Below are 23,274 nucleotides of genomic sequence, written 5' to 3'. Positions count from 1 at the left end.
TGTGACGCAGAGCGTCACGGGCTGCATTCCCACGCAGAGCGTGGGAACGATCAGTTCAGGCCCCAGGGCTTCGGCTCACCGAGCAACTGCCCCTGCACGCCATACAGGCCCATCTCGCGAATCACTGACAGCTCCCCTTCAGTCTCGACCCGTTCGGCAATCAGCGGCAGATCGATGCTATGCGCCGCGCGCTGGATCGCTTCGATAAACAGGCGCTTGTCGCTCTCCTGATCGATCGCGCGGATGTAGCTGCCATCGATCTTCAAGTACGCCAGACCCAACCGCGCCAGATTGCCGATCATGCTGAAGCGCCCGCCGAAGCGCTGCAGGCTCAGCGAGAAACCGAGCTCGCGCAGGCGTCGGGTCAACTGCTCCAGCACTGCCTGTTCAGGCAATTGCTCCTCACCGATTTCCAGCGTCAGCCGCGCGCCGAGATTGGAATGCGCGCGCAGAATCTCGAAGACTTTGTTCAGCGCCTGCGGGTCGGCCAGCGTTGCCGAGGACAGGTTCAGCGCCAGCGAATCCTCGTGCCCTTTCATCTGCTCGAGCACGCGTTCAAGCATCAGGCGATCGAGCCGTGCGGTCCAGCCGAAGCGCTCCAGCCAAGGCAGGAAGCGTCCGGCGGGAATGGTCTGGCCCTGCTCGTCGAGCAGGCGTGACAGCACCTTGTAATGCAGCACCAGTTGCGTGTCCTGCGCAGCGACCACCGGCTGGAAGTACAGCTCGAAACGCTGCTGACTCAAGGCCTGATCCAGCAGTCGATGCCAGGCGTGATGATCGTCACCGACCTCCGCCACCAGACTCTGATCGATGCACGCCCAATTCTGCTCGCCCTGTCCTTCGGCCTGTGCGAGCGCCTGATCGCCCAGGGTCAGCACCGCTTGTGGTGAATCACCATGGGCAAACGGCGCCAGCCCGATGGAAGCCACCGCCGGCACATCGGTCGCGCCAGTGGCGTGCAGGCTGCTCAAGGCGTTGTCGAGATTCTGCGCCAACTGTAATGCTTCCTCGCGCACCAGCCCGGGGGCGAGCACGGCGAATTCACCGCCGCGAATACGCGTTACCAAGTCTTGGGTTTGCGGGTATCTGGCGCACTCGCGGGTCAGTTGCTCGCCGACGGCCTTGAGCAACTGATCAGTGCGCTGGCCGCCGAGACGCTGATTGAGCCCCGCCAGATCCTTGACCCGCAACAGCAGCAGATAACCGGAACTGGCCTGCTCCGGGTTGCTCACGCGGTTGTTCAGTTGCATCTCGAAATAGCGGCGGTTGGCCAGGCCGGTGAGGTTGTCCTGATAAGACTCGGTACGCAGTTTTTCACTGCGTTCGGCCTGCTCCTGGAACAGCGTCTTGAGCTTCTCGACCATCTGATTCATCGCCTGCACCACGCGACGCAATTCAGGCGTGCGCGGCAGATCCGGCAGGCTGAGAAACTCGCGGCGGGCAATCGCATGGGACTGCTGGACCATGTAATCGAGGGGCTTCAACTGCCGACGCAGCAACAGCGCGCCGAGCACCGCGCTCAATGCACCGCAGATCAGCAACCAGCCAAGGCTGCCCAGCGCGCTCTGCCACAGCTTGGCCACGGCGAACATCGGATGGCTGACCACCTCGACCCGCGCCGCCTGCTCCCAGCCACGGCTGACCAGCGCATCGCCACCGGCCGGCTCGAGGCCGATCAGTTTGACGAACCAGTCCGGCACATTGCTCACCGCCGGCGTGCCAGTGCGCTCGACGATGGTCTGGTCGGTCTTCACGTCGACCACGCGGATGCTCGCGTAATAACCGCTGTCGAAGATCGAGCTGACCAGCAGCTCGACCATCGCCGGGTCGTCGATATTCGGCGTCAGCGACAACGCCAGCGCCGTCGCCGCGTCCTGCGCGTGGGAGCGCAACTGGTTGACGTACTGGGTGCGCGAGCTCTCCAGGCTGACCATGAAGCTGCCGGTGAAGGCCACGACCAGGAACAGACAGATAGCGATCAACAGCTGTTTGAACAAAGACATCTGAGCGCGTGCTCCTAGTTAATCGTCTCGACCGGAAAACCTTCGGCCTGCATTTTTTTCAGCACATCCTGCCAGCGCGACAGGCGTTTGGTGTCGCCGACCTTTTTATTGCCCTTGGCGCCGGGCAAATACAGACCTTCGGCATTGAAAGAGTAGACCGGCAGCAAATCGGTCCGCTGCGACGCCGGCTGGATCGGATCGATCAGGCTGTCGAGCACCAGCGGCATGGCATCGGGGGTCGCATAGTACGTCAACACCATGTGCGCGCGGTTCTGGCGCAGCGCCTTGACGTAGGTGATGCGCAGCTTGTCACTGGAAACGCCGAGATGACGCAGGCTGAAATACTTGGCGATGGCGTAGTCTTCGCAGTCACCGGCGCCCTTCCACAGCGCTTCGATCGGGGTTTCCCAATAATCCACTTCGCGCCACAGATCGATGTCTTCGACGTAACGCACCTGCTTGTTGAAGAACAGGTTAACGACTTTGAGCTTGTCCATCTCACTGGCCTGCTTCTGCGTCGCCAGCAGATTCTGCCAGGCATCGATGCGCTGCTGCCCGGCGCCCAGTGGCCCATAGAGAGCAGTGGCCTTGCGGCTGATCGCGGAAAAATCCCAATCGGCGTGCAGACCGCCCAGCATGACGCCGGCCAGCAGCAATGCGCAGCCAAGCCAGCGCAAGGTCCGAGGGATCGCGAAACGTACCGCCACTGCAGGTTTCCAGGAGGACAGAAAGGAAGCGTTTGATGGTGAAGCTTAGCCCGGCAAAAAACAATGGCACCGTGAGATCATCGAACACGCGCTAGACTTGAGATTGCAGCGTTATGTTTTACAAGGTTTGACAACCTGTAGAGCAATCACTAGTGTCATTTGGATCCAAATATTGCGACCTACAGGGTGTGTTGTCGTGACTCAGAAGCCCAAACCGCTGCACAGCATCAAAGTCGAAGGACCGATTCCTGCGCATCTGGCCCGGTCCGTCATTGAAGAAACGCTACGCTCAGCCATCCTCGACGGGCGCTTGCCCTGCGGCACTGCACTCCGCCAGCAGGATCTGGCCGATCTGTTCGGGGTCAGTCGCATGCCGGTGCGCGAGGCCTTGCGCCAGCTCGAAGCGCAGGAGCTGCTCAGCGTCACCACGCACAAAGGCGCCGTGGTCGCGCCGCTGATCCAGGGCGATGCCACCGAAACCTACGAATTGCGCATTCTGCTCGAATCCGAGGCATTGCGGCAGTCGATTCCGTTGCTGACCGACGCCGAGCATCAACTCGCTGCCGGTTATATCGATGAGCTTGAAGCGCAACACGACTACAACGAGATCGGCCGTCTCAACCGTCTGTTCCACATGGCTTTGTACAGCAAGGCGCCGAACCAGCGACTGCTGCGCCTGGTGGAGGATGGCCTGAATGAAGAAGAGCGCTTTCTGCGCTTCAATCTGGAGGCGATGGGCTTGGGTACTCTGTCCCAGGATGACCACCGTGCCATGCTCCAGGCCGTGATCGAGAAGAACGTCCCTCGTTCGCTCGAATTGCTTGAGCAGCACCTCAACCGTGGCGTAGAGGTGATCACCCGCTATCTCGCTACTCCCGCGGCACAGAAGCGCCACACCTCACGCTGATATCCCGCAGCTCGAATAATCCCCTTACAAATCTTCGCGACCGCTCTGCTGCCGGCTCTGGCAGCGGATCGGCGTGCGCTTTTGCCCGCCTTGCCCTGACCGGCGCTTTTTTTGCACTCCACCAATGACCAATCGGTAATAGCCCTGACGGCAATTTACCCGCACTCTTCAAGCGCCAACCCTATAGAACGGGGACGCGCCGCCCTGACGGCACAGTCCCCGCAACAGGAACCTACGGAAGGAGCCTTGTCACGGGAAACAGGAAGTCCTGGCGCCGGTCCCGGCCAACTTTCGCCCCTATGAATTCAACCAATCTCCTTAGTTGAAAGTTGCTTCGAGTGAGGCATTCACTCTTGTTCATCAATTTTGGCCGTTATTAGCCGAAAGGAGTAACTACGCCTGAATAAAACTTGATTGGAAAGTTTTATCGACAACTCTCATATTCAAAAAACAGCCAACTTTAAATAATTGAAAATAAACTTGTTAAATGCTTTTGCCCTGTATTAGCTTTCTCTCGCCAAGTTTGAACCTAGCGGTTCCGCTCGGCACACCTCACGCAGCAAATGCAGCAGCCGTCGCGCCGCAACAGCGCCACACCGCAATCAAGTTACGCCCCGGACAAGTTCCATCCAACTTGCTCGACACTGACAGCAACTGAAAACAACTGTGCACTTCATATCACTGATAAAGGACATCATGATGCCTACCAAGCAGCAACTCGCCTTGAAGAAAGCCGAACTGAGTATTCATCCGATCTTTTCCGAGATTACTTCGTTATCGGTATTACGCCGTTTCATGGAAACCCATGTATTCGCCGTATGGGACTTCATGTCGCTGACCAAACGCTTGCAACAGGAACTGACTTGCACGCGTTTACCCTGGTTGCCGCCGCGCGATCCCCACGCCGCTCGGTTGATCAACGAGATCGTGCTGGGCGAGGAATCGGACGATCGCCTCGATGTCGGCCATTACAGCCACTTCGAGTTGTATCTGGATGCGATGCGCGAAATCGGCGCGAGCACCACGGCGGTGGAGCGTTTCGTCACGTTGCAGCAGGAAGGCGTGAGCTACGACGTCGCGTTGCAGAGCATCGATGTCGATCCAGCGGCGGCGCAGTTTGTCCGCGATACCTTGCGCATTGCCCTGGAAGCACCGGGACACAGCGTCGCCGCCGCGTTCCTGCATGGTCGCGAGAGCGTTATCCCGACCATGTTCCAGCGCATCCTCGATGACTGGGGCATCGGCATCGAACAGGCACCGACCTTTCGCTACTACCTGCAGCGACATATCGAAGTCGACTCCGAAGACCACGGTCCCGCCGCTGAACAGCTGCTGGAGCGTCTGGTCGATGGCGACCCGCAGCGCGCAGCTGAAGTCTACGCCAGCGCCATCGCCGCCGTGGAAAGCCGCATCGCCTTGTGGGACGGGCTGCGCTTGAGCATGAATGCAAAAGTTGCCGAGGTGGCCCAATGAACGCCGCCGACTATCAATCCTTCGCTGATGCCTGGGAAAGCCGCGCGACCATCCGCACTCGTCCGCGCCGGGTGCTGGAAGACGATCAGCGCCTGATCTACCCACTCAGCCGTCAGCCGCTGGTGCTCAGCGAAACCTTCCTGCGTGAATGCCCGCAGCAGCGCGATTTCGCGTTGGTGCAGACGTTGTACAAATTCATCAACGACGTAGTGATTTTCGAGACGGAAATCGTCAACAAGACCGCCCGCAGCATTGCCAAGAATCGCTTCGCCGTGGCTTTCCCTTTTGCCTGTCGCTATGACGCGATGACCGTGGTGGTCGATGAGGATTACCACGCGCTGGTGGCCATGGATTTCATGCAGCAAACGGTGGCGCTGACCGGCATCGAACCGATTCTGTTGCCCGACGAAATCGAACTGAGCCGGGCAATTCCCGCTGCTGTCGCGCTGGCGCCGGAACACCTGCGCAGCGCGGTGGAATTGATCTGCGTGGCGATCGCCGAAAACACCGTGACCGGTGATGTCGCGGCGTTCGCCCGCGACGATTCGGTCAAGCCGTCGATCAAAGGCCTGATGGCCGACCACTTGCTCGACGAGGGGCGCCACTCGAGCTTCTGGGCACGGATGGTGCGCATCTATTGGCACACCGCCAGCGACGCGGACCGCGAAACCATCGCGCAGATTCTGCCGGTGTTCATCGGCCATTACCTGACCAACGACATCCAGAAATCCTTCGACCTGCGCCTGATCGATGCGCTGTCAGTCGACGAAACCACGCGGCGTTCACTGCGCGAGGAGATCGCTGGATTCGCCTTTCCGATCAACCGCCATCACCCGCTGGTGGGCAACATCGTCAGGTTTTTCCACAACAGTTCGCTGCTCGACACACCGTCCGTGCAGCACGCGCTGCGCGACTATCTGGTTTGAGGAGGCCGACATGAAACGTCTCGATATTGTGCTCACCGGTGCCAGTCAGGCGATGACTGATCTGGCTCAGGAACTCGAACAGCACGGCCACGCAGTGACCCGCAGCGGCGCCACTCAAGCGGCGGTGGATCTGATCATCGACGATGGCTTTATCGCTGCCGGAGACTTCTGCGCGATTCCGCACCTGCACCTGCGTCTGGGGGTCGCTGCGCAAGAGCATGGCGGCCTGCCGACCCTCGACCTGCTGTGCTTCCTCGGCTCGTCGCTGATCAGCCGTGTGCCGATCGGCGATGAACCGTCCGGCAACGGTCAGTCGCTACGCCAACGAGCGCTCGCCCATGTGGTCGACGAAGTGGCGTTGCTGGTCAGCCGCTTTTCCCGCGATGCCGATTATTTGCGCCATGCACCGGCTCTTAGAACGCCGGATTTCGAACGCCTGGAAGATCTGCTGTTTCTCGACAAACTGGCGTACGTCCACCGTCTCAACGACACGGCAAACCCGGCGCTTCTGGAGCAGGCGCAAATCCCGCTGATCGAGCGCCTGCAACAGAGCCTGATTGAGCATGCCGAACGACCGGCGCTGCACCTCGGCGGACAGTCCATCAGCTACCGCCAGTTGCACGCCCACAGCCGGGCGATTCAACAGCGGTTGCTGCCCTTGCTTGAGCAACATCCGCAACCATGGGTAGTCGGCGTCTGCCAAGGCAAGAGCACGGCGCTGTTCGCCTCGATTCTGGCGGTTCTCGGCAGTGGCGCGGTGTACTTGCCACTGGAGCCGAGCCATCCATTGCCGCGTCAGCAATACATCCTGGAAAACGCCGGCGCGGTGCTGTTGCTTCACGATGGACAGCAGGCGCTCAGCGAATCGATTGCGGAGCTGGATGTCAGTGGCATCGCGGCGACGGACGCCGATCTCGATCAACCGCTGATGCTGCACCGTCCCGAGCTCGATGCGCCGTGCATGGCGCTTTATACCTCGGGCACCACCGGGCATCCGAAAGGCGTGCTGCTCAGCCAGGCCAATCTCGCCCACTTCACCGCGTGGTACGCCGACTACGTGCAATTGCGCGCCGAGAGTCGGGTGCTGCAGTTCTCGTCGCTGAGCTTTGATTCGTCGCTGATCGACATCTTCCCCAGCCTGCTCGCTGGGGCCGAACTGGTAGTCCCCGACGACAGCCAGCGCCGTGACCCGTTGCAACTGGTGGCGCTGATTCGCCGGCGGCAACTGACCCACGCCTTCCTGCCGCCGGCGCTGTTGAGCATTCTGCCGCTGCAACAACTCGAAGGCGTGCAGGTGATGACCGGCGGCGATGTCTGCGAGCCGTACGTCATCGAACAACTGACCCGCCAAGGCATCCTGCACAACCTGTACGGCCCGACCGAAGCCACCGTGCTGATCACCGCGCGTCGGCTGAAACCGGGCGACAGCAACCGCACGCTGGGGAGGCCGATCGCCAACAGTCGGGTACTGGTTCTCGACGATGATCTGCAACCTGTGCCCGATCAAACCGTCGGTGAACTGTTCATCGTCGGTCCTGGTGTCTGCCTCGGTTACCTGAACAATCCGCAGCAGACCGCCGAGCGTTATCTGAACCTGTCCTTGCCCGGCGGCGAAACACTGCGCGCTTACCGTAGCGGTGACATGGCCAAGTGGGGCGAGCACGGTATCGAGCTGTGCGGGCGGCGCGACAATCAGGTGAAAATCCGTGGCTTTCGCGTCGAACCGGAAGAGATCGAACGCTGCCTGCGAGAGAGCCGCTTGTATCGGCAGATCGCCGTGGTCATCGACAGTCAGCGGCGCATTCTGGCATTCCTCGCCCAGCCACAGACCGACAATGCCCGCGACGAACTTAAAGCCCATGCCCGGCAGTTCCTGCCCGACTATATGCAACCCGTGGCATGGACCGCACTGGCGCAGATGCCGTTCGCCAGTAACGGCAAAGTCGATCGCAAGGCGCTGTTGGCATTGCCGGTGACGGTCCAGAACAGCACGGCGAAATGCCTGCCGGTCAATGCTGACGAAGCGCTGCTGTTGGAGATCTGGGCCGAATTGCTGGAACTCCCGACCAGCGACATTTCCACTGACGAAAGCTTCTTCAATCTCGGCGGTCATTCGATCCTGCTGTCGCGGATGTTGCTGCGCTTGCGTGAGGAGTTCGGCCGGAGCATTTCGATCAATCGCTTCATCGAACTGCCCACTATCAGCAAACTGGCGACGCTGGTGCGCGGCACCGATGACAGCGCCGTGCTCAGCGCTCAGGCCATGGCCGACGCCGAGCGCGCGCTGGACATCGAACCGCTGCCGATCAGCCGCATGGGCGATGTGCACAAGGTCATCGTCACCGGTGCCAACAGTTTTGTCGGCGTGCACATCGTCGAAGCGCTGCTCGGGTGGGGCGCCAGCGAAGTGGCCTGTCTGGTGCGTGATAGCGCCGGGCAAACGGCGGCGCAACGCTTCGCTCAGGCACTGCACGAAAACCGTCTGGAGCACCTCGACCTGAGCCGTGTGCGGGTTTACGCAGCTGATATCAGCCGTCCGCAACTGGGCCTGGGCGATGAGGATTATCAGCACCTGGATCGCGAGTTCGGCGCGCTGGTGCACAACGCTGCCAACGTCAACCACGTGCTCGATTACGAGTCCCTGGCGGCGGACAACGTAGAGCCGATCTTTGCCCTGCTGAAGCTATGCGAAGGGCAGCGCAAAAAGGTCTTCAACTTCGTCTCGACGCTGTCGGCATCCAGCACCGTGGATGATGCCGGTCGGGTGCTGGAACTGCCCGCCGCCGCGACGCCGCCGATCTACATTCGCAACGGCTACAACCTGTCGAAGTGGGTCGGCGAACGCATCCTTGAACGAGCGCGCGAGCGCGGTGTACGGGTCAATCTTTATCGCCCCGGCAACATAAGCTTCAACAGCCTCAGCGGCGTTTGCCAGCCACATAAAAATCGCTTGATGCTGATGCTCAAAGGCTCGATCCAGCTCGGTCAGGTGCCGGCCTTTGCGCTGAATTTCGACCTGATGCCGGTGGACTTTCTCGCCCGCTTCATCGCCTTCCATGCCAGCCGTTATTCAGCGGATCGCGCGGTGTTCAACCTGCACAACCCCGAGCCGCTGAGCTGGGATGCCTACGTCGCTTCGTTCCGCGAAACCGGCAGCGAGTTTTCGCTGGTCAGCGTCGCCGACTGGCAGCAGCAATTGAACCGGGTCGACGCCGACAACGCGCTGTTTGGCGTGCTCGGTTTCTACCTAAATGGTTTCGAAGAAGACATCGGCGACATCTCGCTGATCGGCCACGCCAACGCCGCGGCCGGCGTGCAGCAGATGGGCGCGCACTACCCGCAGAAATCCCCGGCGCTGCTACGTCGCGGCTGCGACTACCTGAAAGAAATCAACTTCATCTGACTCATCCACAAGGAGCAATACCATGAGCAATCTGCAACCCGACACCCTGATCAAAAACCCGCAAGGCTGCCACGTTGTGTCCTCGGTGGAAGTGCCGGCGGACGCGGCGCAAGTCTGGGCGGTGGTCGGCGATTTCGCCGGCTTCAATCATTTCATTCCGGCGCTGTCGCACACCGAAATGACCGGCGAAGGCGTGTCATCGCTGCGCAAGAAAATCTTCAAGGACGGCAACGTCGTGGTCGAACAACTCAACTCCCGCGATGAACAGGCGCGGCACATGACCTGGACGACGATTTACAACACGTTGGGGGTGGCGAATCTGTGGGCGGCGATGCAGGTGGAATCGCTCAGCCAAGGGAAGTCGCGAGCGACCTGGACGATCGTTGCCGAACCGGCTGCGGGTGGGGATGAAGCATTGCCGGGGTTCAGGGATTTCGTGCAGGGGTTTGCCGATGATGCGATGGGCAATGTGCTGAAGCTGTTTGTTTAAGGCATCGGTTTGGCGGTGAGTGAACCGCCGCTTTCGCGAGCAGGCTCGCTCCCACATTTGGAATGCATTTCCCTGTGGGAGCGAGCCTGCTCGCGAAGAACGATAACGCGGTCTGCGATCTGTGAATCAGATCTTGAAACTGTCAACCAACTGCTTCAACCGGTTCGCCTGCTGCGACAACGCATCACAGTCCTTCAGCGTTTCATTGAGGTTGGCCACGCTCTGCTGGTTCAACAGGTTGATCTGGTTGACGTCGACGTTGAGGGTTTCCACCACCGCCGTCTGCTCTTCAGTCGCCGCTGCAACCGATTGGTTCATGCCGTCGATTTCGCCGATGCGCTGGGTCACGCTGACCAGGCGCAAACCGGCCTGATTCGCCACTTCCACGCTCTGCTCGCTAGACGCCTGGCTGGCGTTCATCGTGCTCACCGCTTCGCGCGAGCCGACCTGCAGCGAGGTGATCATCTTGTGGATTTCTTCCGCCGATTCCTGGGTGCGGTGCGCAAGGTTGCGCACCTCATCGGCGACCACGGCAAAGCCGCGCCCGGCCTCACCGGCACGCGCGGCCTCGATGGCAGCGTTGAGCGCCAGCAGGTTGGTCTGCTGCGAGATGCCTTTGATCACATCGAGAATGTGGCCAATGTTGTCGGTGCTCGCGTTCAGGGTTTCGATCTGCGTGCACGACAGGCTGATCTTCTGCGACAGCTCGGTCATCGCCTGAATGGTCTGCTCGACCACCTGACGACCATCATCGGCCTGCTCGGAAGCGCCACTGGCGTGCTGCGAAGCATCCGCCGCGTTGCGCGCAATCTCCTGAGTGGCGGCGCCCAGCTGATTGATCGCCGCCGCGACGCTGTTGGTGCGTGCACTTTGCTCATCGGAACCGACGATCGAAGCGTTGGACGAAGCCATCACCCGTTGCGACAGGTCATGTACGTGACGGGTCGCCGACGACACTTCGGAAATCGATGCGTGGATCCGTTCAACGAACTGGTTGAATGCGCTGCCCAATTCACCGAACTCGTCTTTGCTCTCGACCACCAGACGCCGGGTCAGGTCGCCTTCGCCCTGGGCAATGTCTTTCATCGCGCGGCCCATCGTGGTCAGTGGACGCATCAGGACGTTGATCAACAGGCTCAGCAGCAGCGCAATCGCCGCGACCGCGACAAACATGGCGATCAGCGCCGAGGTGCGGAATTGGCTGAGGGCGGCGTAGGCCTTGTCACGATCGATCGACAGACCGATGTACCACTGAGCGTTCGGCAAATCGCTGACCGGGGTGAATGAGAGAATGCGTTCCTGGCCGTTGAGCACCACGTTCTGGTTACCCTTCTCGATGCGCACGCTGGTGTTCGGGTAAATATCCTTGAGGTTTTTCATCACCTGATCTTTGTCCGGGCTGACGATCACCTGACCGTCGGCACTGACCAGAAACGCATGGCCGAGGCCACCGAAATCCACCGAGTTGATGATCTTCACCAGGGTTTCCAGGCTCAGGTCACCACCGACCACACCGAGCAATTCACCGTCCTTTTTCACCGGCATGGCGATGGTCACCACCAAACCACCGACGGCCGCCATGTACGGCGGGGTCAGCATGGTTTTATCGGCGGCCACGGCCTGCTTGTACCAAGGGCGCTGACGCGGATCGTAACCGTCCGGCATCTTCGCATCGGGACGCTGGGTGAAGACACCGTTGGCCTGCCCGACATAAGTGAACTGAAAGTTCGACGTGAAGGCCGGTTGATCGACGAGGCCGGGGAGGTCGGCAGTTCTGCCTTGATGGGCAACGTTCTGCGCGAGGTTTTCCAGCACCAGAATGCGCCCGCTCATCCAGTTCTGCACGCTGCTGGCGGTGAGGTCACCGGCCTGTTGCACGGAGGACTGCAGGTTCTGGCGAATGGTGTTTCGCTGCAGATAATCGTTGTAGAGCGTGAACAATGCGAACGCCAGGACGACGACGCCCGAAGCGGCAAGGAGGATTTTATGGCTGAACTTGAGATTCATTTCATGGGGCTTCTTATGCCAAAAGTGGGGATGCGTTTCCGGATGCAACATTCCATGTACGACGCAGGCAGCGTTCTTCTGGCCGCTCTACTTTGGTGCACGCATTTCTCACCAGTCTGTCGGCCAGCGGCGGAGAAATCTTAGGGGCGCGTGAGAAATGGACGGGGTTTGTGCAGGATTCCCGCCGAACGGCGTGCCAGAGCCGCTGCGAGGGAATTTTTCGCATCGACATGGGGGCGACAGTTGCAAAATCTGTAACCCTTGATGACAATGCGACTAATTATCATTTGTGACGTTCGGGCTGGCGTGGTCATGTCTTCACCTGAGTTGGTCGTACAGGCGCTTTACGGTAGTCATCACGGCTGGCTCAACGCTTGGCTGCGCGCGCGGCTGGGCAACGCAGCGGATGCAGCGGATCTGGCTCAGGACACTTTCCTGCGCCTGCTGCAACGCACTGAACGCCTCGAACTGAAAGCGCCTCGAGCTTTCTTGCGAACCATCGCGCGCGGTCTGGTGATCGATCATTGGCGCCGCGAGGAAATCGAGCGGGCCTATCTGGAGACGATTGCTCACTTGCCTGAAGGCGAAGTACCTGACGCCGAATCGCGCGCGTTGGTGCTGGAACTACTGGAAAGCATTGCGCGCATGCTTGAAGGACTGAAGCCGAAAGTGCGTCAGGCATTTCTCCTGGCGCAGTGCGAAGGGTTAACGCACAAACAGATCGCCGAGCAGTTGGGCGTGTCGGTACGTTCTGTGGAACGCTACGTCGCCGATGCGCTGTATCACTGCTATGTGTTGCGGTATGAAAACTGATGCCTGTGGATAACCTCTCACTCGCTCGCCGCGTCGAACCGCGCCAACAGGTGGTCAAGCAAGCGATTCACTGGCTGCTGCGGCTGCGTAATAACCACGGCAATTCGCGGCTGACTCGCCAATGCGAGCAGTGGCGCGCCGAGCATCACGAACACGAAATCGCCTGGCAGCGGGTGCAGTCGCTGCAAGCCGAATTGAGTTCCAGTCTGCGCGCCGTGCCGGGTGCGCAGGTCGCTTTCAACACCTTGGAAAACAGTGCGCAGGGGCTGGGCCGACGCCAGGCCTTGAAGTTGTTGTCGGGCGCGCTGTTGGTGGGCTCCGCCGCGTGGCTGGCCAAGGACAGCGCCGCCTGGCAGCAATGGAGTGCCGACTACGCGACGGCGACCGGCGAACGGCGCGGTTTCCAGTTGCCAGACGGCACGCGCATCGAACTGAACACCGCCAGCGCCGTGGATCTGGAGTACACCACGCAGCAGCGCCTGATCAAACTGACCCGTGGCGAGATCATCGTTACCTGCGGCGGCGCTGACGAAGGCGCGGCGGCCGATCGACCGCTGCGCGTACAGAATCGCCACGGCAGTTATGCGCCGGTCGATGCGCGTTTCATTTTGCGTCAGGACGATCAGTGCACGCGGCTCAGCGTTACTCGTGGCCGGGTGTTGGTTCGCGCTGGCGGTCTTTCCCTCGAAGCACTCGCCGGGCAGAGTTTTCTGGTCGATCAAAGCGGTTTGCGCGCAGCGCCGACGCCGGATATGGATGCGGGCGCCTGGCTCGACGGTTTGATTGTCACGCGCAATATGCGGCTGGGTGACTTCCTCGCTGAAGTCGGCCGTTATCGCCCGGGTTATCTCAATTGTTCGGCGGCGATCGCAGACCTGCGCCTTTCTGGGGTGTTCCGTCTGGAGGACACCGACAGGCTGCTGGCGGTCCTGCCGCAGACGCTGCCGGTGCAATTGCGTTATCGCACCCGCTGGTGGGTGACCCTGGAACGTGCAGTGTGATTATTTTTGGCGGGTTTTCGCAGGCAGTCCGGCTTAGTCAGTAAGCACTTCAACTCAGCCCCCGCGACTGCCTACGGAAATCCACAATGACTGTCCGCGCCACTTGTAAGAACCCTCTGAATTTCACTGCAGAATCGACTCTACTGCGCCATGCGGTTCGCGCGGCACTGCTGACCACCGCGCTGGGCGTCAGCGTATTACCGAGCCTGAGTCTGGCCGCCAACACCGGCACCGAGATCAGCCACAGCTACAACATTGCTGCTGGGCCATTGGGCGAGGCGTTGAATCAGTTCGCCCGGCAGGCCGGCATCACCTTGGCGATGACGCCGCAACAGACTCAAGGTCAGCAATCTCCCGGCGTGCAGGGTGAATATTCGACCGACCAGGCCTTGAGCCATTTGCTCGGCGGTTCCGGACTGGAAGCCGTCAGTCAGGACGGCAGCAGTTACATTCTTCGCCCACTCGCTGAAAGCGAAGCACTGGCCTTGCCGACCACCGATATCAAAGGCTTCGCCCTCGGCAACGCGCTGGGCAGCATGGCCGGCTACAACGCCACGCACAGCCAGATCGCCACCAAGACCAGTACCGCCCTTCTGGAAACTTCGCAAAGCGTGTCCGTGGTCACACGTGAGCAGATGGATGACCAAGGCTCACAAACTGTCTCGCAAGCGATGCGTTACGCCCCGGGCGTGCTGACCAATCCGTACGGCGCCACGCACCGTTACGACTATGTAGCGATGCGTGGCTTCAACGACGGCTCGGTGGACAACATCTATCTCGACGGCCTCAAGTCGATGGGCGACAGCGGCACTTACAGCACCATGCAGGTCGATCCGTATTTCCTTGAGCGTGTGGACATTCTCAAAGGCCCGTCGTCCGTGCTGTACGGCCGTAGCTCGCCCGGCGGTCTGGTCGCACTGACCAGCAAAAAGCCGTTGTACGAGGCTTATCATCAGGTTCAGGCCACAGTAGGGACGCAAGGCCAGCGCGGGGTTGGGTTTGACTTCAGCGGTCCGGTCGATGACGACAAGCGCATTGCCTATCGTCTGACCGGATTGAGCGATCAGTCCGACACGCAATTCGATCACAACAAGGAAAAACGCTTCGCCCTCGCGCCGACGTTGAGCATCGATTTCAGCGAAGACACCTCGCTGACCCTGCAGGCCTACCTGCAACACGATCCGGACGGTGGCTACCACGGCGGCGTTCCGGCGGACGGCACGATCCATCAGCGCAATGGCGAGCGCATCTCGCCGCGCTTCTTCGAGGGCGAGCCGGGGATCGACGGCTACTCCCGTGACCAGCAATCGTTCGGCTATCAGTTCGAACATCGCTTCAACGATGTCTTCACCGCCCGGCAGAACTTCCGCTATCTCGATTCCAAAGTGAACATGGATCAGGTCTACGCCTATGGCTGGACCACCCCGACCAGCAATGAACTGAACCGTTATTACACCGGCGGTGACGAGCGCCTGCATGCGTTTATCGTCGACAACATGCTGCAGGCCGAATTCTTCACCGGCGCGACCAAGCACACGGTGCTGATGGGCGCGGATTATCAGCGGCGTAAAACGGTGGTCGACTGGACCAGCGGTGGACTGGCGCCGATCAATGCGTTCAATCCGGTGTATGGCAATTCGGCGATCGAAATGTACGGCGACACCAGCTATCTGCGTCGTCTGGAGCAGACCGGTGTGTATCTGCAAGACCTGATCGAAATGGACAAGTGGCGCTTCTCGCTGGGCCTGCGTCAGGACTGGGTGGAGACATCCGATGAAAACCGTATTGCCGAAGCGGGGCGCCCGGTTGATACAGAGATCAATGATCGCCGCACGAAACTCACTGGGCGTGCCGGCGCTTTATACCTGTTTGATAACGGTCTGGCGCCATACATCAGCTACTCCGAGTCATTCAACCCGAACTCCTATGCCGACAGCGCCGGCAATCCACTGGCCCCCACCGATGGCACGCAGTGGGAAGTCGGTTTGAAGTACCAGCCGCCGGGCACCGACAACCTGTTCACCGCCTCGCTATTCCGCATCGACCAGGAAAACCTCGCCACCAAACTGCCCCAGGAAAACTTCTATCGCGCGGTCGGCGCTGTGCGCTCGCAGGGTCTGGAGCTGGAAGCGCACATGCAACTGACCGACAACTTCAAGGTGCTCGGCAGTTACACCTTCACTGACATCGAATATTCGAAATCGATGATCAGTACCTTGAGTACGCCGACCGATGTCATCGAGAACAAGGGTAACTCGCCGACTCAGGCGCCGCGACACATGGCCTCGCTGTGGGCTGACTACAAGTTCGACAGCGCCGCACTCGATGGGCTGCGCTTGGGCGGTGGGGTGCGCTATGTCGGCTACAGCTGGGCCGATGCGGAGAACACGATGAAGGTGCCCTCTTACACGCTGTTCGACGCCTCGATTGGTTATGACCTGGGCAAGATTGGTTTGAAGGGTGTTGATGTTCGGCTCAATGCAAACAACCTGACCAATGAATCCTATGTCGCGTCCTGCGCCAGTCTGAACTTCTGCTACATGGGCGAAGAACGCAACGTAGCGGCGACCGTCAGCTATCAGTTTTAAAGCTATGTCCTGTGCATAAAAAAGCCAGCCCCTGCTATCAGGGGCTGGCTTTGTCGTTTATTCGGGGTGTCTTGCATGCGTGCATTTCTGGTTTTGTTGCATCGTTATATGGGCTTGGCTACTGCTGTGTTTCTTGTGTTGGCGGGCCTCACAGGCAGTGTACTGGCGTTCAATCATGAACTGGATGAGTGGCTGAACCCGCAATTCTATGAGGCGACTTCACAGGGTGAGCGCTTGCCGCCGGGCGCGTTGGTCGATGCGGTGCAGACTGCGCATCCGAAACTGCAAGTCTGGTACATGGAGTATCCGCAGGAGGCGGGGCATACGGCGCTGCTGGCGGCAGTTCCACGCAAAGATCCAGCAACGGGTCAGCCGTTCAATGAGCGTAATCAGGTGTTTTATCTGGATCCGGTGAGTGCGGAGCACAAAGGCGCGCGTTCTTGGGGCGAATGCTGCTTTCAGCGGGAGAACTTCATCCCGTTCATTCTGGAGTTTCACTACAACCTGACATTGCCCGGTAACTGGGGATTGCTGTTGATGGGTGGGGTGGCCATCGCGTGGGTGATCGACTGCTTTATAGCATTGTGGCTGACCTTGCCGCGCGGCAAGCCCTTCTGGAAGAAGTGGGCGACTGCGTGGAAGGTGAAAGGCGGGCATGCCTACCGTTTGAACTTCGATCTACATCGCGCCGGCGGATTGTGGGTGTGGCTACTGTTGTTACCGATCGCCGTCAGCAGCGTGGCGATGAACTTGCCGAGCCAGGTGTTCAAGCCTGCGGTTTCGTTGTTTTCGCCAATCGAGCCGAGCGTTTATGAAGCCAGAGGACGAATGCCCGCTGATCAACTGGGGACGACACTGTTAAGTTATCAACAGGCGTACGAAAGGGCATTGCAGGAAGGGAAACGATTAGGACTGACGGCGGCAATCGGCGAGTTGTATTACAGCTTTGAGTACAACTTCTACGGCGCAGGGTTTGGACAGCACGATACGGACGCACACGGTAAATCCTGGTTGTTCTTTCACGGTACCGACGGACGCTTGTTAGGACAGGAAATCGCCGGACAGGGCACGCTGGGAGAGCAGTTCTATCGACTGCAGTTGCCGATACATGGGGGACGGATCATCGGGGTGACAGGGCAGATAATGATCGCAGTATTGGGTGTGTTGATTGCGGGGCTGTCAGGGACGGGGGTATATATCTGGTGGCGCAAGTGGCAGGCAAGACGCAGCAGCAAGAGTCGCAGAACGGCCTGATCTTTTATACACGCTTAAATGACAAAACCCCTGTCTGCGTTAGCAGACAGGGGTTTCGGAATTCAATCTTGACGATGACCTACTCTCACATGGGGAAACCCCACACTACCATCGGCGATACATCGTTTCACTTCTGAGTTCGGGATGGGATCAGGTGGTTCCAATGTTCTATGGTCGTCAAGAAATTCTTTATCTGGCCCGTCAACACGGTAACAGGCCAGCAAAAACAGGAACTTCTACTAAAACAAAACCCCAACTGCTTTCGCAGTTGGGGTTTCAGAATTTAATCTTGACGATGACCTACTCTCACATGGGGAAACCCCACACTACCATCGGCGATGCATCGTTTCACTGCTGAGTTCGGGATGGGATCAGGTGGTTCCAACGCTCTATGGTCGTCAAGAAATTCGGGTACTGACTCGTGACCAGATGGTCTCGCTTCAGCAAATTGGGTATGTGACAGCTGGTGTTTGTGCGTTTCGAACTTTCGGTTCGTTTCGTCTTCACACACCGCAATCTGGTGCCTTCTCAGGTCAGCAAATTGCTTGGGTGTTATATGGTCAAGCCTCACGGGCAATTAGTATTGGTTAGCTCAACGCCTCACAGCGCTTACACACCCAACCTATCAACGTCGTAGTCTTCGACGGCCCTTCAGGGAACTCAAGGTTCCAGTGAGATCTCATCTTGAGGCAAGTTTCCCGCTTAGATGCTTTCAGCGGTTATCTTTCCCGAACATAGCTACCCGGCAATGCCACTGGCGTGACAACCGGAACACCAGAGGTTCGTCCACTCCGGTCCTCTCGTACTAGGAGCAGCCCCTCTCAAATCTCAAACGTCCACGGCAGATAGGGACCGAACTGTCTCACGACGTTCTAAACCCAGCTCGCGTACCACTTTAAATGGCGAACAGCCATACCCTTGGGACCGGCTTCAGCCCCAGGATGTGATGAGCCGACATCGAGGTGCCAAACACCGCCGTCGATATGAACTCTTGGGCGGTATCAGCCTGTTATCCCCGGAGTACCTTTTATCCGTTGAGCGATGGCCCTTCCATACAGAACCACCGGATCACTAAGACCTACTTTCGTACCTGCTCGACGTGTCTGTCTCGCAGTCAAGCGCGCTTTTGCCTTTATACTCTACGACCGATTTCCGACCGGTCTGAGCGCACCTTCGTACTCCTCCGTTACTCTTTAGGAGGAGACCGCCCCAGTCAAACTACCCACCATACACTGTCCTCGATCCGGATAACGGACCTGAGTTAGAACCTCAAAGTTGCCAGGGTGGTATTTCAAGGATGGCTCCACGCGAACTGGCGTCCACGCTTCAAAGCCTCCCACCTATCCTACACAAGCAAATTCAAAGTCCAGTGCAAAGCTATAGTAAAGGTTCACGGGGTCTTTCCGTCTAGCCGCGGATACACTGCATCTTCACAGCGATTTCAATTTCACTGAGTCTCGGGTGGAGACAGCGCCGCCATCGTTACGCCATTCGTGCAGGTCGGAACTTACCCGACAAGGAATTTCGCTACCTTAGGACCGTTATAGTTACGGCCGCCGTTTACCGGGGCTTCGATCAAGAGCTTCGCGTTAGCTAACCCCATCAATTAACCTTCCGGCACCGGGCAGGCGTCACACCCTATACGTCCACTTTCGTGTTTGCAGAGTGCTGTGTTTTTAATAAACAGTCGCAGCGGCCTGGTATCTTCGACCGGCATGAGCTTACGGAGCAAGTCCTTCACCCTCACCGGCGCACCTTCTCCCGAAGTTACGGTGCCATTTTGCCTAGTTCCTTCACCCGAGTTCTCTCAAGCGCCTTGGTATTCTCTACCCAACCACCTGTGTCGGTTTGGGGTACGGTTCCTGGTTACCTGAAGCTTAGAAGCTTTTCTTGGAAGCATGGCATCAACCACTTCGTCACCCAAAGGGTAACTCGTCATCAGCTCTCGGCCTTAAGATCCCGGATTTACCTAAGATCTCAGCCTACCACCTTAAACTTGGACAACCAACGCCAAGCTGGCCTAGCCTTCTCCGTCCCTCCATCGCAATAACCAGAAGTACAGGAATATTAACCTGTTTTCCATCGACTACGCTTTTCAGCCTCGCCTTAGGGACCGACTAACCCTGCGTCGATTAACGTTGCGCAGGAAACCTTGGTCTTTCGGCGTGGGTGTTTTTCACACCCATTGTCGTTACTCATGTCAGCATTCGCACTTCTGATACCTCCAGCAAGCTTCTCAACTCACCTTCACAGGCTTACAGAACGCTCCTCTACCGCATCATCCGAAGATGATACCCGTAGCTTCGGTGTATGGTTTGAGCCCCGTTACATCTTCCGCGCAGGCCGACTCGACTAGTGAGCTATTACGCTTTCTTTAAAGGGTGGCTGCTTCTAAGCCAACCTCCTAGCTGTCTAAGCCTTCCCACATCGTTTCCCACTTAACCATAACTTTGGGACCTTAGCTGACGGTCTGGGTTGTTTCCCTTTTCACGACGGACGTTAGCACCCGCCGTGTGTCTCCCATGCTCGGCACTTGTAGGTATTCGGAGTTTGCATCGGTTTGGTAAGTCGGGATGACCCCCTAGCCGAAACAGTGCTCTACCCCCTACAGTGATACATGAGGCGCTACCTAAATAGCTTTCGAGGAGAACCAGCTATCTCCGAGCTTGATTAGCCTTTCACTCCGATCCACAGGTCATCCGCTAACTTTTCAACGGTAGTCGGTTCGGTCCTCCAGTCAGTGTTACCTAACCTTCAACCTGCCCATGGATAGATCGCCCGGTTTCGGGTCTATTCCCAGCGACTAGACGCCCTATTAAGACTCGCTTTCGCTACGCCTCCCCTATTCGGTTAAGCTCGCCACTGAAAATAAGTCGCTGACCCATTATACAAAAGGTACGCAGTCACAGAACAAAGTCTGCTCCCACTGCTTGTACGCATACGGTTTCAGGATCTATTTCACTCCCCTCTCCGGGGTTCTTTTCGCCTTTCCCTCACGGTACTAGTTCACTATCGGTCAGTCAGTAGTATTTAGCCTTGGAGGATGGTCCCCCCATATTCAGACAAAGTTTCTCGTGCTCCGTCCTACTCGATTTCATGACTAAGAGATTTTCGCGTACAGGGCTATCACCCACTATGGCCGCACTTTCCAGAGCGTTCCGCTAATCTCAAAGCCACTTAAGGGCTAGTCCCCGTTCGCTCGCCACTACTAAGGGAATCTCGGTTGATTTCTTTTCCTCAGGGTACTTAGATGTTTCAGTTCCCCTGGTTCGCCTCTTGCACCTATGTATTCAGTACAAGATAACCATCTTATGATGGCTGGGTTCCCCCATTCAGACATCTCCGGATCAAAGTCTGTTTGCCGACTCCCCGAAGCTTTTCGCAGGCTACCACGTCTTTCATCGCCTCTGACTGCCAAGGCATCCACCGTATGCGCTTCTTCACTTGACCATATAACCCCAAGCAATCTGGTTATACTGTGAAGACGACATTCGCCGAAAATTCGAATTTCTCAACTAAGAGAACTCACAAATTTTACCTTAGCCTGATCCGTTACCAGTGAAAGTAACGTTCAGTCTATCTTTCTATCACATACCCAAATTTTTAAAGAACGATCTAGTCAAAGACTAGAAATCAACATTCATCACCGAACCGGTGGAATGCTCATTTCTAAGCTTTCAAACTTCAGAAGCAGTAGTGGTGGAGCCAAGCGGGATCGAACCGCTGACCTCCTGCGTGCAAGGCAGGCGCTCTCCCAGCTGAGCTATGGCCCCGTATTTCTACAGGCGTTTCCCACACAAAATTGGTGGGTCTGGGCAGATTCGAACTGCCGACCTCACCCTTATCAGGGGTGCGCTCTAACCAACTGAGCTACAGACCCAATTTCGGGCTGCTTCTATCGTCTTCTTCAATGAATCAAGCAATTCGTGTGGGAGCTCATGCAGCAGCTGATGTCGTCGATTAAGGAGGTGATCCAGCCGCAGGTTCCCCTACGGCTACCTTGTTACGACTTCACCCCAGTCATGAATCACACCGTGGTAACCGTCCTCCCGAAGGTTAGACTAGCTACTTCTGGTGCAACCCACTCCCATGGTGTGACGGGCGGTGTGTACAAGGCCCGGGAACGTATTCACCGCGACATTCTGATTCGCGATTACTAGCGATTCCGACTTCACGCAGTCGAGTTGCAGACTGCGATCCGGACTACGATCGGTTTTATGGGATTAGCTCCACCTCGCGGCTTGGCAACCCTTTGTACCGACCATTGTAGCACGTGTGTAGCCCAGGCCGTAAGGGCCATGATGACTTGACGTCATCCCCACCTTCCTCCGGTTTGTCACCGGCAGTCTCCTTAGAGTGCCCACCATTACGTGCTGGTAACTAAGGACAAGGGTTGCGCTCGTTACGGGACTTAACCCAACATCTCACGACACGAGCTGACGACAGCCATGCAGCACCTGTCTCAATGTTCCCGAAGGCACCAATCCATCTCTGGAAAGTTCATTGGATGTCAAGGCCTGGTAAGGTTCTTCGCGTTGCTTCGAATTAAACCACATGCTCCACCGCTTGTGCGGGCCCCCGTCAATTCATTTGAGTTTTAACCTTGCGGCCGTACTCCCCAGGCGGTCAACTTAATGCGTTAGCTGCGCCACTAAGAGCTCAAGGCTCCCAACGGCTAGTTGACATCGTTTACGGCGTGGACTACCAGGGTATCTAATCCTGTTTGCTCCCCACGCTTTCGCACCTCAGTGTCAGTATCAGTCCAGGTGGTCGCCTTCGCCACTGGTGTTCCTTCCTATATCTACGCATTTCACCGCTACACAGGAAATTCCACCACCCTCTACCATACTCTAGCTTGCCAGTTTTGGATGCAGTTCCCAGGTTGAGCCCGGGGATTTCACATCCAACTTAACAAACCACCTACGCGCGCTTTACGCCCAGTAATTCCGATTAACGCTTGCACCCTCTGTATTACCGCGGCTGCTGGCACAGAGTTAGCCGGTGCTTATTCTGTCGGTAACGTCAAAATTGCAGAGTATTAATCTACAACCCTTCCTCCCAACTTAAAGTGCTTTACAATCCGAAGACCTTCTTCACACACGCGGCATGGCTGGATCAGGCTTTCGCCCATTGTCCAATATTCCCCACTGCTGCCTCCCGTAGGAGTCTGGACCGTGTCTCAGTTCCAGTGTGACTGATCATCCTCTCAGACCAGTTACGGATCGTCGCCTTGGTGAGCCATTACCTCACCAACTAGCTAATCCGACCTAGGCTCATCTGATAGCGCAAGGCCCGAAGGTCCCCTGCTTTCTCCCGTAGGACGTATGCGGTATTAGCGTTCCTTTCGAAACGTTGTCCCCCACTACCAGGCAGATTCCTAGGCATTACTCACCCGTCCGCCGCTGAATCCAGGAGCAAGCTCCTTTCATCCGCTCGACTTGCATGTGTTAGGCCTGCCGCCAGCGTTCAATCTGAGCCATGATCAAACTCTTCAGTTCAAACATCTTTGGGTTTTTAAGAAACCCTAAACTTGGCTCAGCAATCGTTGGTTACATCTTTGATTTCTCGCGGAGTAACTTGTGATGCTGATAATCTTGTTGACTATCAGTCTGACTGCACAAGCACCCACACGAATTGCTTGATTCAGTTGTTAAAGAGCGGTTGGTTAAGATCTTTCATCTCAACCGAGGCGCGCATTCTAC

The 23,274-nt window shown here is 57.8% G+C and carries 12 protein-coding genes, 2 tRNA genes, 4 rRNA genes and 1 pseudogene; 9 read left to right on the top strand and 10 right to left on the bottom strand.

The annotated features are described in order from the left end of the window. Positions 1-50: 50 nt before the first annotated feature. A complete protein-coding gene (lapD, locus tag ACZZZ4_RS09665; RefSeq protein ID WP_463547711.1) occupies positions 51-2,003 on the bottom strand; it encodes a cyclic di-GMP receptor LapD in 1,953 nt (650 codons plus the stop codon). Between the two features lie 14 nt (positions 2,004-2,017). Then, positions 2,018-2,710 (bottom strand): cysteine protease LapG, encoded by a 693-nt coding sequence (gene lapG, locus ACZZZ4_RS09660; protein ID WP_039764200.1) that lies wholly within the window; start codon positions 2,708-2,710, stop codon positions 2,018-2,020. Positions 2,711-2,906: 196 nt separating this feature from the next. Between lapG and ACZZZ4_RS09655 the strand changes: the two genes are divergently transcribed. The 5 genes from ACZZZ4_RS09655 (at position 2,907) to ACZZZ4_RS09635 (ending at position 9,909) form a co-directional block, all read left to right on the top strand. Then, on the top strand, positions 2,907-3,617 hold the full coding sequence (locus ACZZZ4_RS09655; RefSeq protein ID WP_039764199.1) for a GntR family transcriptional regulator: 711 nt from the start codon (positions 2,907-2,909) through the stop codon (positions 3,615-3,617). A gap of 696 nt (positions 3,618-4,313) precedes the next feature. Beyond that, positions 4,314-5,090: a DUF3050 domain-containing protein gene (locus ACZZZ4_RS09650; protein WP_463547710.1), complete on the top strand. Its 777-nt coding sequence runs from the start codon at positions 4,314-4,316 to the stop codon at positions 5,088-5,090. Next, on the top strand, positions 5,087-6,016 hold the full coding sequence (locus tag ACZZZ4_RS09645; RefSeq protein WP_310409779.1) for a diiron oxygenase: 930 nt from the start codon (positions 5,087-5,089) through the stop codon (positions 6,014-6,016). The genes ACZZZ4_RS09650 and ACZZZ4_RS09645 overlap by 4 nt, the downstream gene beginning before the upstream one ends. 10 nt (positions 6,017-6,026) lie before the next feature. Further along, positions 6,027-9,419 (top strand): non-ribosomal peptide synthetase, encoded by a 3,393-nt coding sequence (locus tag ACZZZ4_RS09640; RefSeq protein WP_463547709.1) that lies wholly within the window; start codon positions 6,027-6,029, stop codon positions 9,417-9,419. A 22-nt stretch (positions 9,420-9,441) separates the two neighbouring features. Further along, a complete protein-coding gene (locus ACZZZ4_RS09635) occupies positions 9,442-9,909 on the top strand; it encodes an SRPBCC family protein (RefSeq protein WP_415760915.1) in 468 nt (155 codons plus the stop codon). A gap of 126 nt (positions 9,910-10,035) precedes the next feature. Here ACZZZ4_RS09635 and ACZZZ4_RS09630 read toward each other — a convergent pair whose 3' ends face one another. Both ACZZZ4_RS09630 and ACZZZ4_RS09625 read right to left on the bottom strand, forming a co-directional pair. Beyond that, the gene (locus ACZZZ4_RS09630; RefSeq protein ID WP_370593577.1) at positions 10,036-10,821 is read right to left on the bottom strand and encodes a methyl-accepting chemotaxis protein; all 786 of its coding nucleotides are present in this window, start codon (positions 10,819-10,821) and stop codon (positions 10,036-10,038) included. A 69-nt stretch (positions 10,822-10,890) separates the two neighbouring features. Continuing rightward, positions 10,891-11,916 (bottom strand): annotated as a pseudogene (locus ACZZZ4_RS09625) (HAMP domain-containing protein); the annotation flags it as partial. Between the two features lie 312 nt (positions 11,917-12,228). Between ACZZZ4_RS09625 and ACZZZ4_RS09620 the strand changes: the two are divergent. The 4 genes from ACZZZ4_RS09620 to ACZZZ4_RS09605 all read left to right on the top strand — a co-directional run bounded on the left by ACZZZ4_RS09620 (position 12,229) and on the right by ACZZZ4_RS09605 (position 17,572). Next, a complete protein-coding gene (locus tag ACZZZ4_RS09620) occupies positions 12,229-12,729 on the top strand; it encodes a sigma-70 family RNA polymerase sigma factor (protein WP_039764190.1) in 501 nt (166 codons plus the stop codon). Then, positions 12,729-13,730 (top strand): FecR domain-containing protein, encoded by a 1,002-nt coding sequence (locus tag ACZZZ4_RS09615; RefSeq protein ID WP_415760916.1) that lies wholly within the window; start codon positions 12,729-12,731, stop codon positions 13,728-13,730. Before ACZZZ4_RS09620 ends, ACZZZ4_RS09615 begins: the two co-directional genes overlap by 1 nt. 86 nt (positions 13,731-13,816) lie before the next feature. Continuing rightward, the gene (locus ACZZZ4_RS09610) at positions 13,817-16,318 is read left to right on the top strand and encodes a TonB-dependent siderophore receptor (protein WP_463547708.1); all 2,502 of its coding nucleotides are present in this window, start codon (positions 13,817-13,819) and stop codon (positions 16,316-16,318) included. A 75-nt stretch (positions 16,319-16,393) separates the two neighbouring features. Beyond that, positions 16,394-17,572, top strand: a complete 1,179-nt coding sequence (locus ACZZZ4_RS09605; RefSeq protein WP_463547707.1) for a PepSY-associated TM helix domain-containing protein — start codon at positions 16,394-16,396, stop codon at positions 17,570-17,572. Between the two features lie 66 nt (positions 17,573-17,638). Here ACZZZ4_RS09605 and rrf (ACZZZ4_RS09600) read toward each other — a convergent pair. From rrf (ACZZZ4_RS09600) to ACZZZ4_RS09575, 6 genes are all read right to left on the bottom strand, one after another. Further along, positions 17,639-17,754 (bottom strand): 5S ribosomal RNA (rrf, locus tag ACZZZ4_RS09600). Between the two features lie 105 nt (positions 17,755-17,859). Further along, positions 17,860-17,975: ribosomal RNA gene (rrf, locus tag ACZZZ4_RS09595) — 5S ribosomal RNA — on the bottom strand. A gap of 153 nt (positions 17,976-18,128) precedes the next feature. Further along, positions 18,129-21,022: ribosomal RNA gene (locus ACZZZ4_RS09590) — 23S ribosomal RNA — on the bottom strand. Positions 21,023-21,269: 247 nt separating this feature from the next. Then, positions 21,270-21,345, bottom strand: a tRNA-Ala gene (locus tag ACZZZ4_RS09585). A gap of 30 nt (positions 21,346-21,375) precedes the next feature. Then, positions 21,376-21,452: transfer RNA gene (locus ACZZZ4_RS09580), tRNA-Ile, on the bottom strand. Between the two features lie 81 nt (positions 21,453-21,533). After that, positions 21,534-23,070 (bottom strand): 16S ribosomal RNA (locus ACZZZ4_RS09575). Together the 16S, 23S and 5S rRNA genes with 2 tRNA genes alongside form the textbook arrangement of a ribosomal RNA operon. Between the last annotated feature and the right edge of the window lie 204 nt (positions 23,071-23,274).

The sequence above is a fragment of the Pseudomonas sp. AC252 genome (genome assembly GCF_979258105.1).
Note: the sequence above shows the minus strand (reverse complement) of the source record. Positions and strands in the feature narration are given on the sequence as shown.

Coding starts and splice junctions, on each gene's coding strand:
- lapD (WP_463547711.1), bottom strand. CDS start 2,003: ATGTCTTTGTTCAAACAGCTGTTGATCGCTATCTGTCTGTTCCTGGTC.
- ACZZZ4_RS09650 (WP_463547710.1), top strand. CDS start 4,314: ATGATGCCTACCAAGCAGCAACTCGCCTTGAAGAAAGCCGAACTGAGT.
- ACZZZ4_RS09645 (WP_310409779.1), top strand. CDS start 5,087: ATGAACGCCGCCGACTATCAATCCTTCGCTGATGCCTGGGAAAGCCGC.
- ACZZZ4_RS09640 (WP_463547709.1), top strand. CDS start 6,027: ATGAAACGTCTCGATATTGTGCTCACCGGTGCCAGTCAGGCGATGACT.
- ACZZZ4_RS09635 (WP_415760915.1), top strand. CDS start 9,442: ATGAGCAATCTGCAACCCGACACCCTGATCAAAAACCCGCAAGGCTGC.
- ACZZZ4_RS09630 (WP_370593577.1), bottom strand. CDS start 10,821: ATGGCTTCGTCCAACGCTTCGATCGTCGGTTCCGATGAGCAAAGTGCA.
- ACZZZ4_RS09620 (WP_039764190.1), top strand. CDS start 12,229: ATGTCTTCACCTGAGTTGGTCGTACAGGCGCTTTACGGTAGTCATCAC.
- ACZZZ4_RS09615 (WP_415760916.1), top strand. CDS start 12,729: ATGCCTGTGGATAACCTCTCACTCGCTCGCCGCGTCGAACCGCGCCAA.
- ACZZZ4_RS09610 (WP_463547708.1), top strand. CDS start 13,817: ATGACTGTCCGCGCCACTTGTAAGAACCCTCTGAATTTCACTGCAGAA.
- ACZZZ4_RS09605 (WP_463547707.1), top strand. CDS start 16,394: ATGCGTGCATTTCTGGTTTTGTTGCATCGTTATATGGGCTTGGCTACT.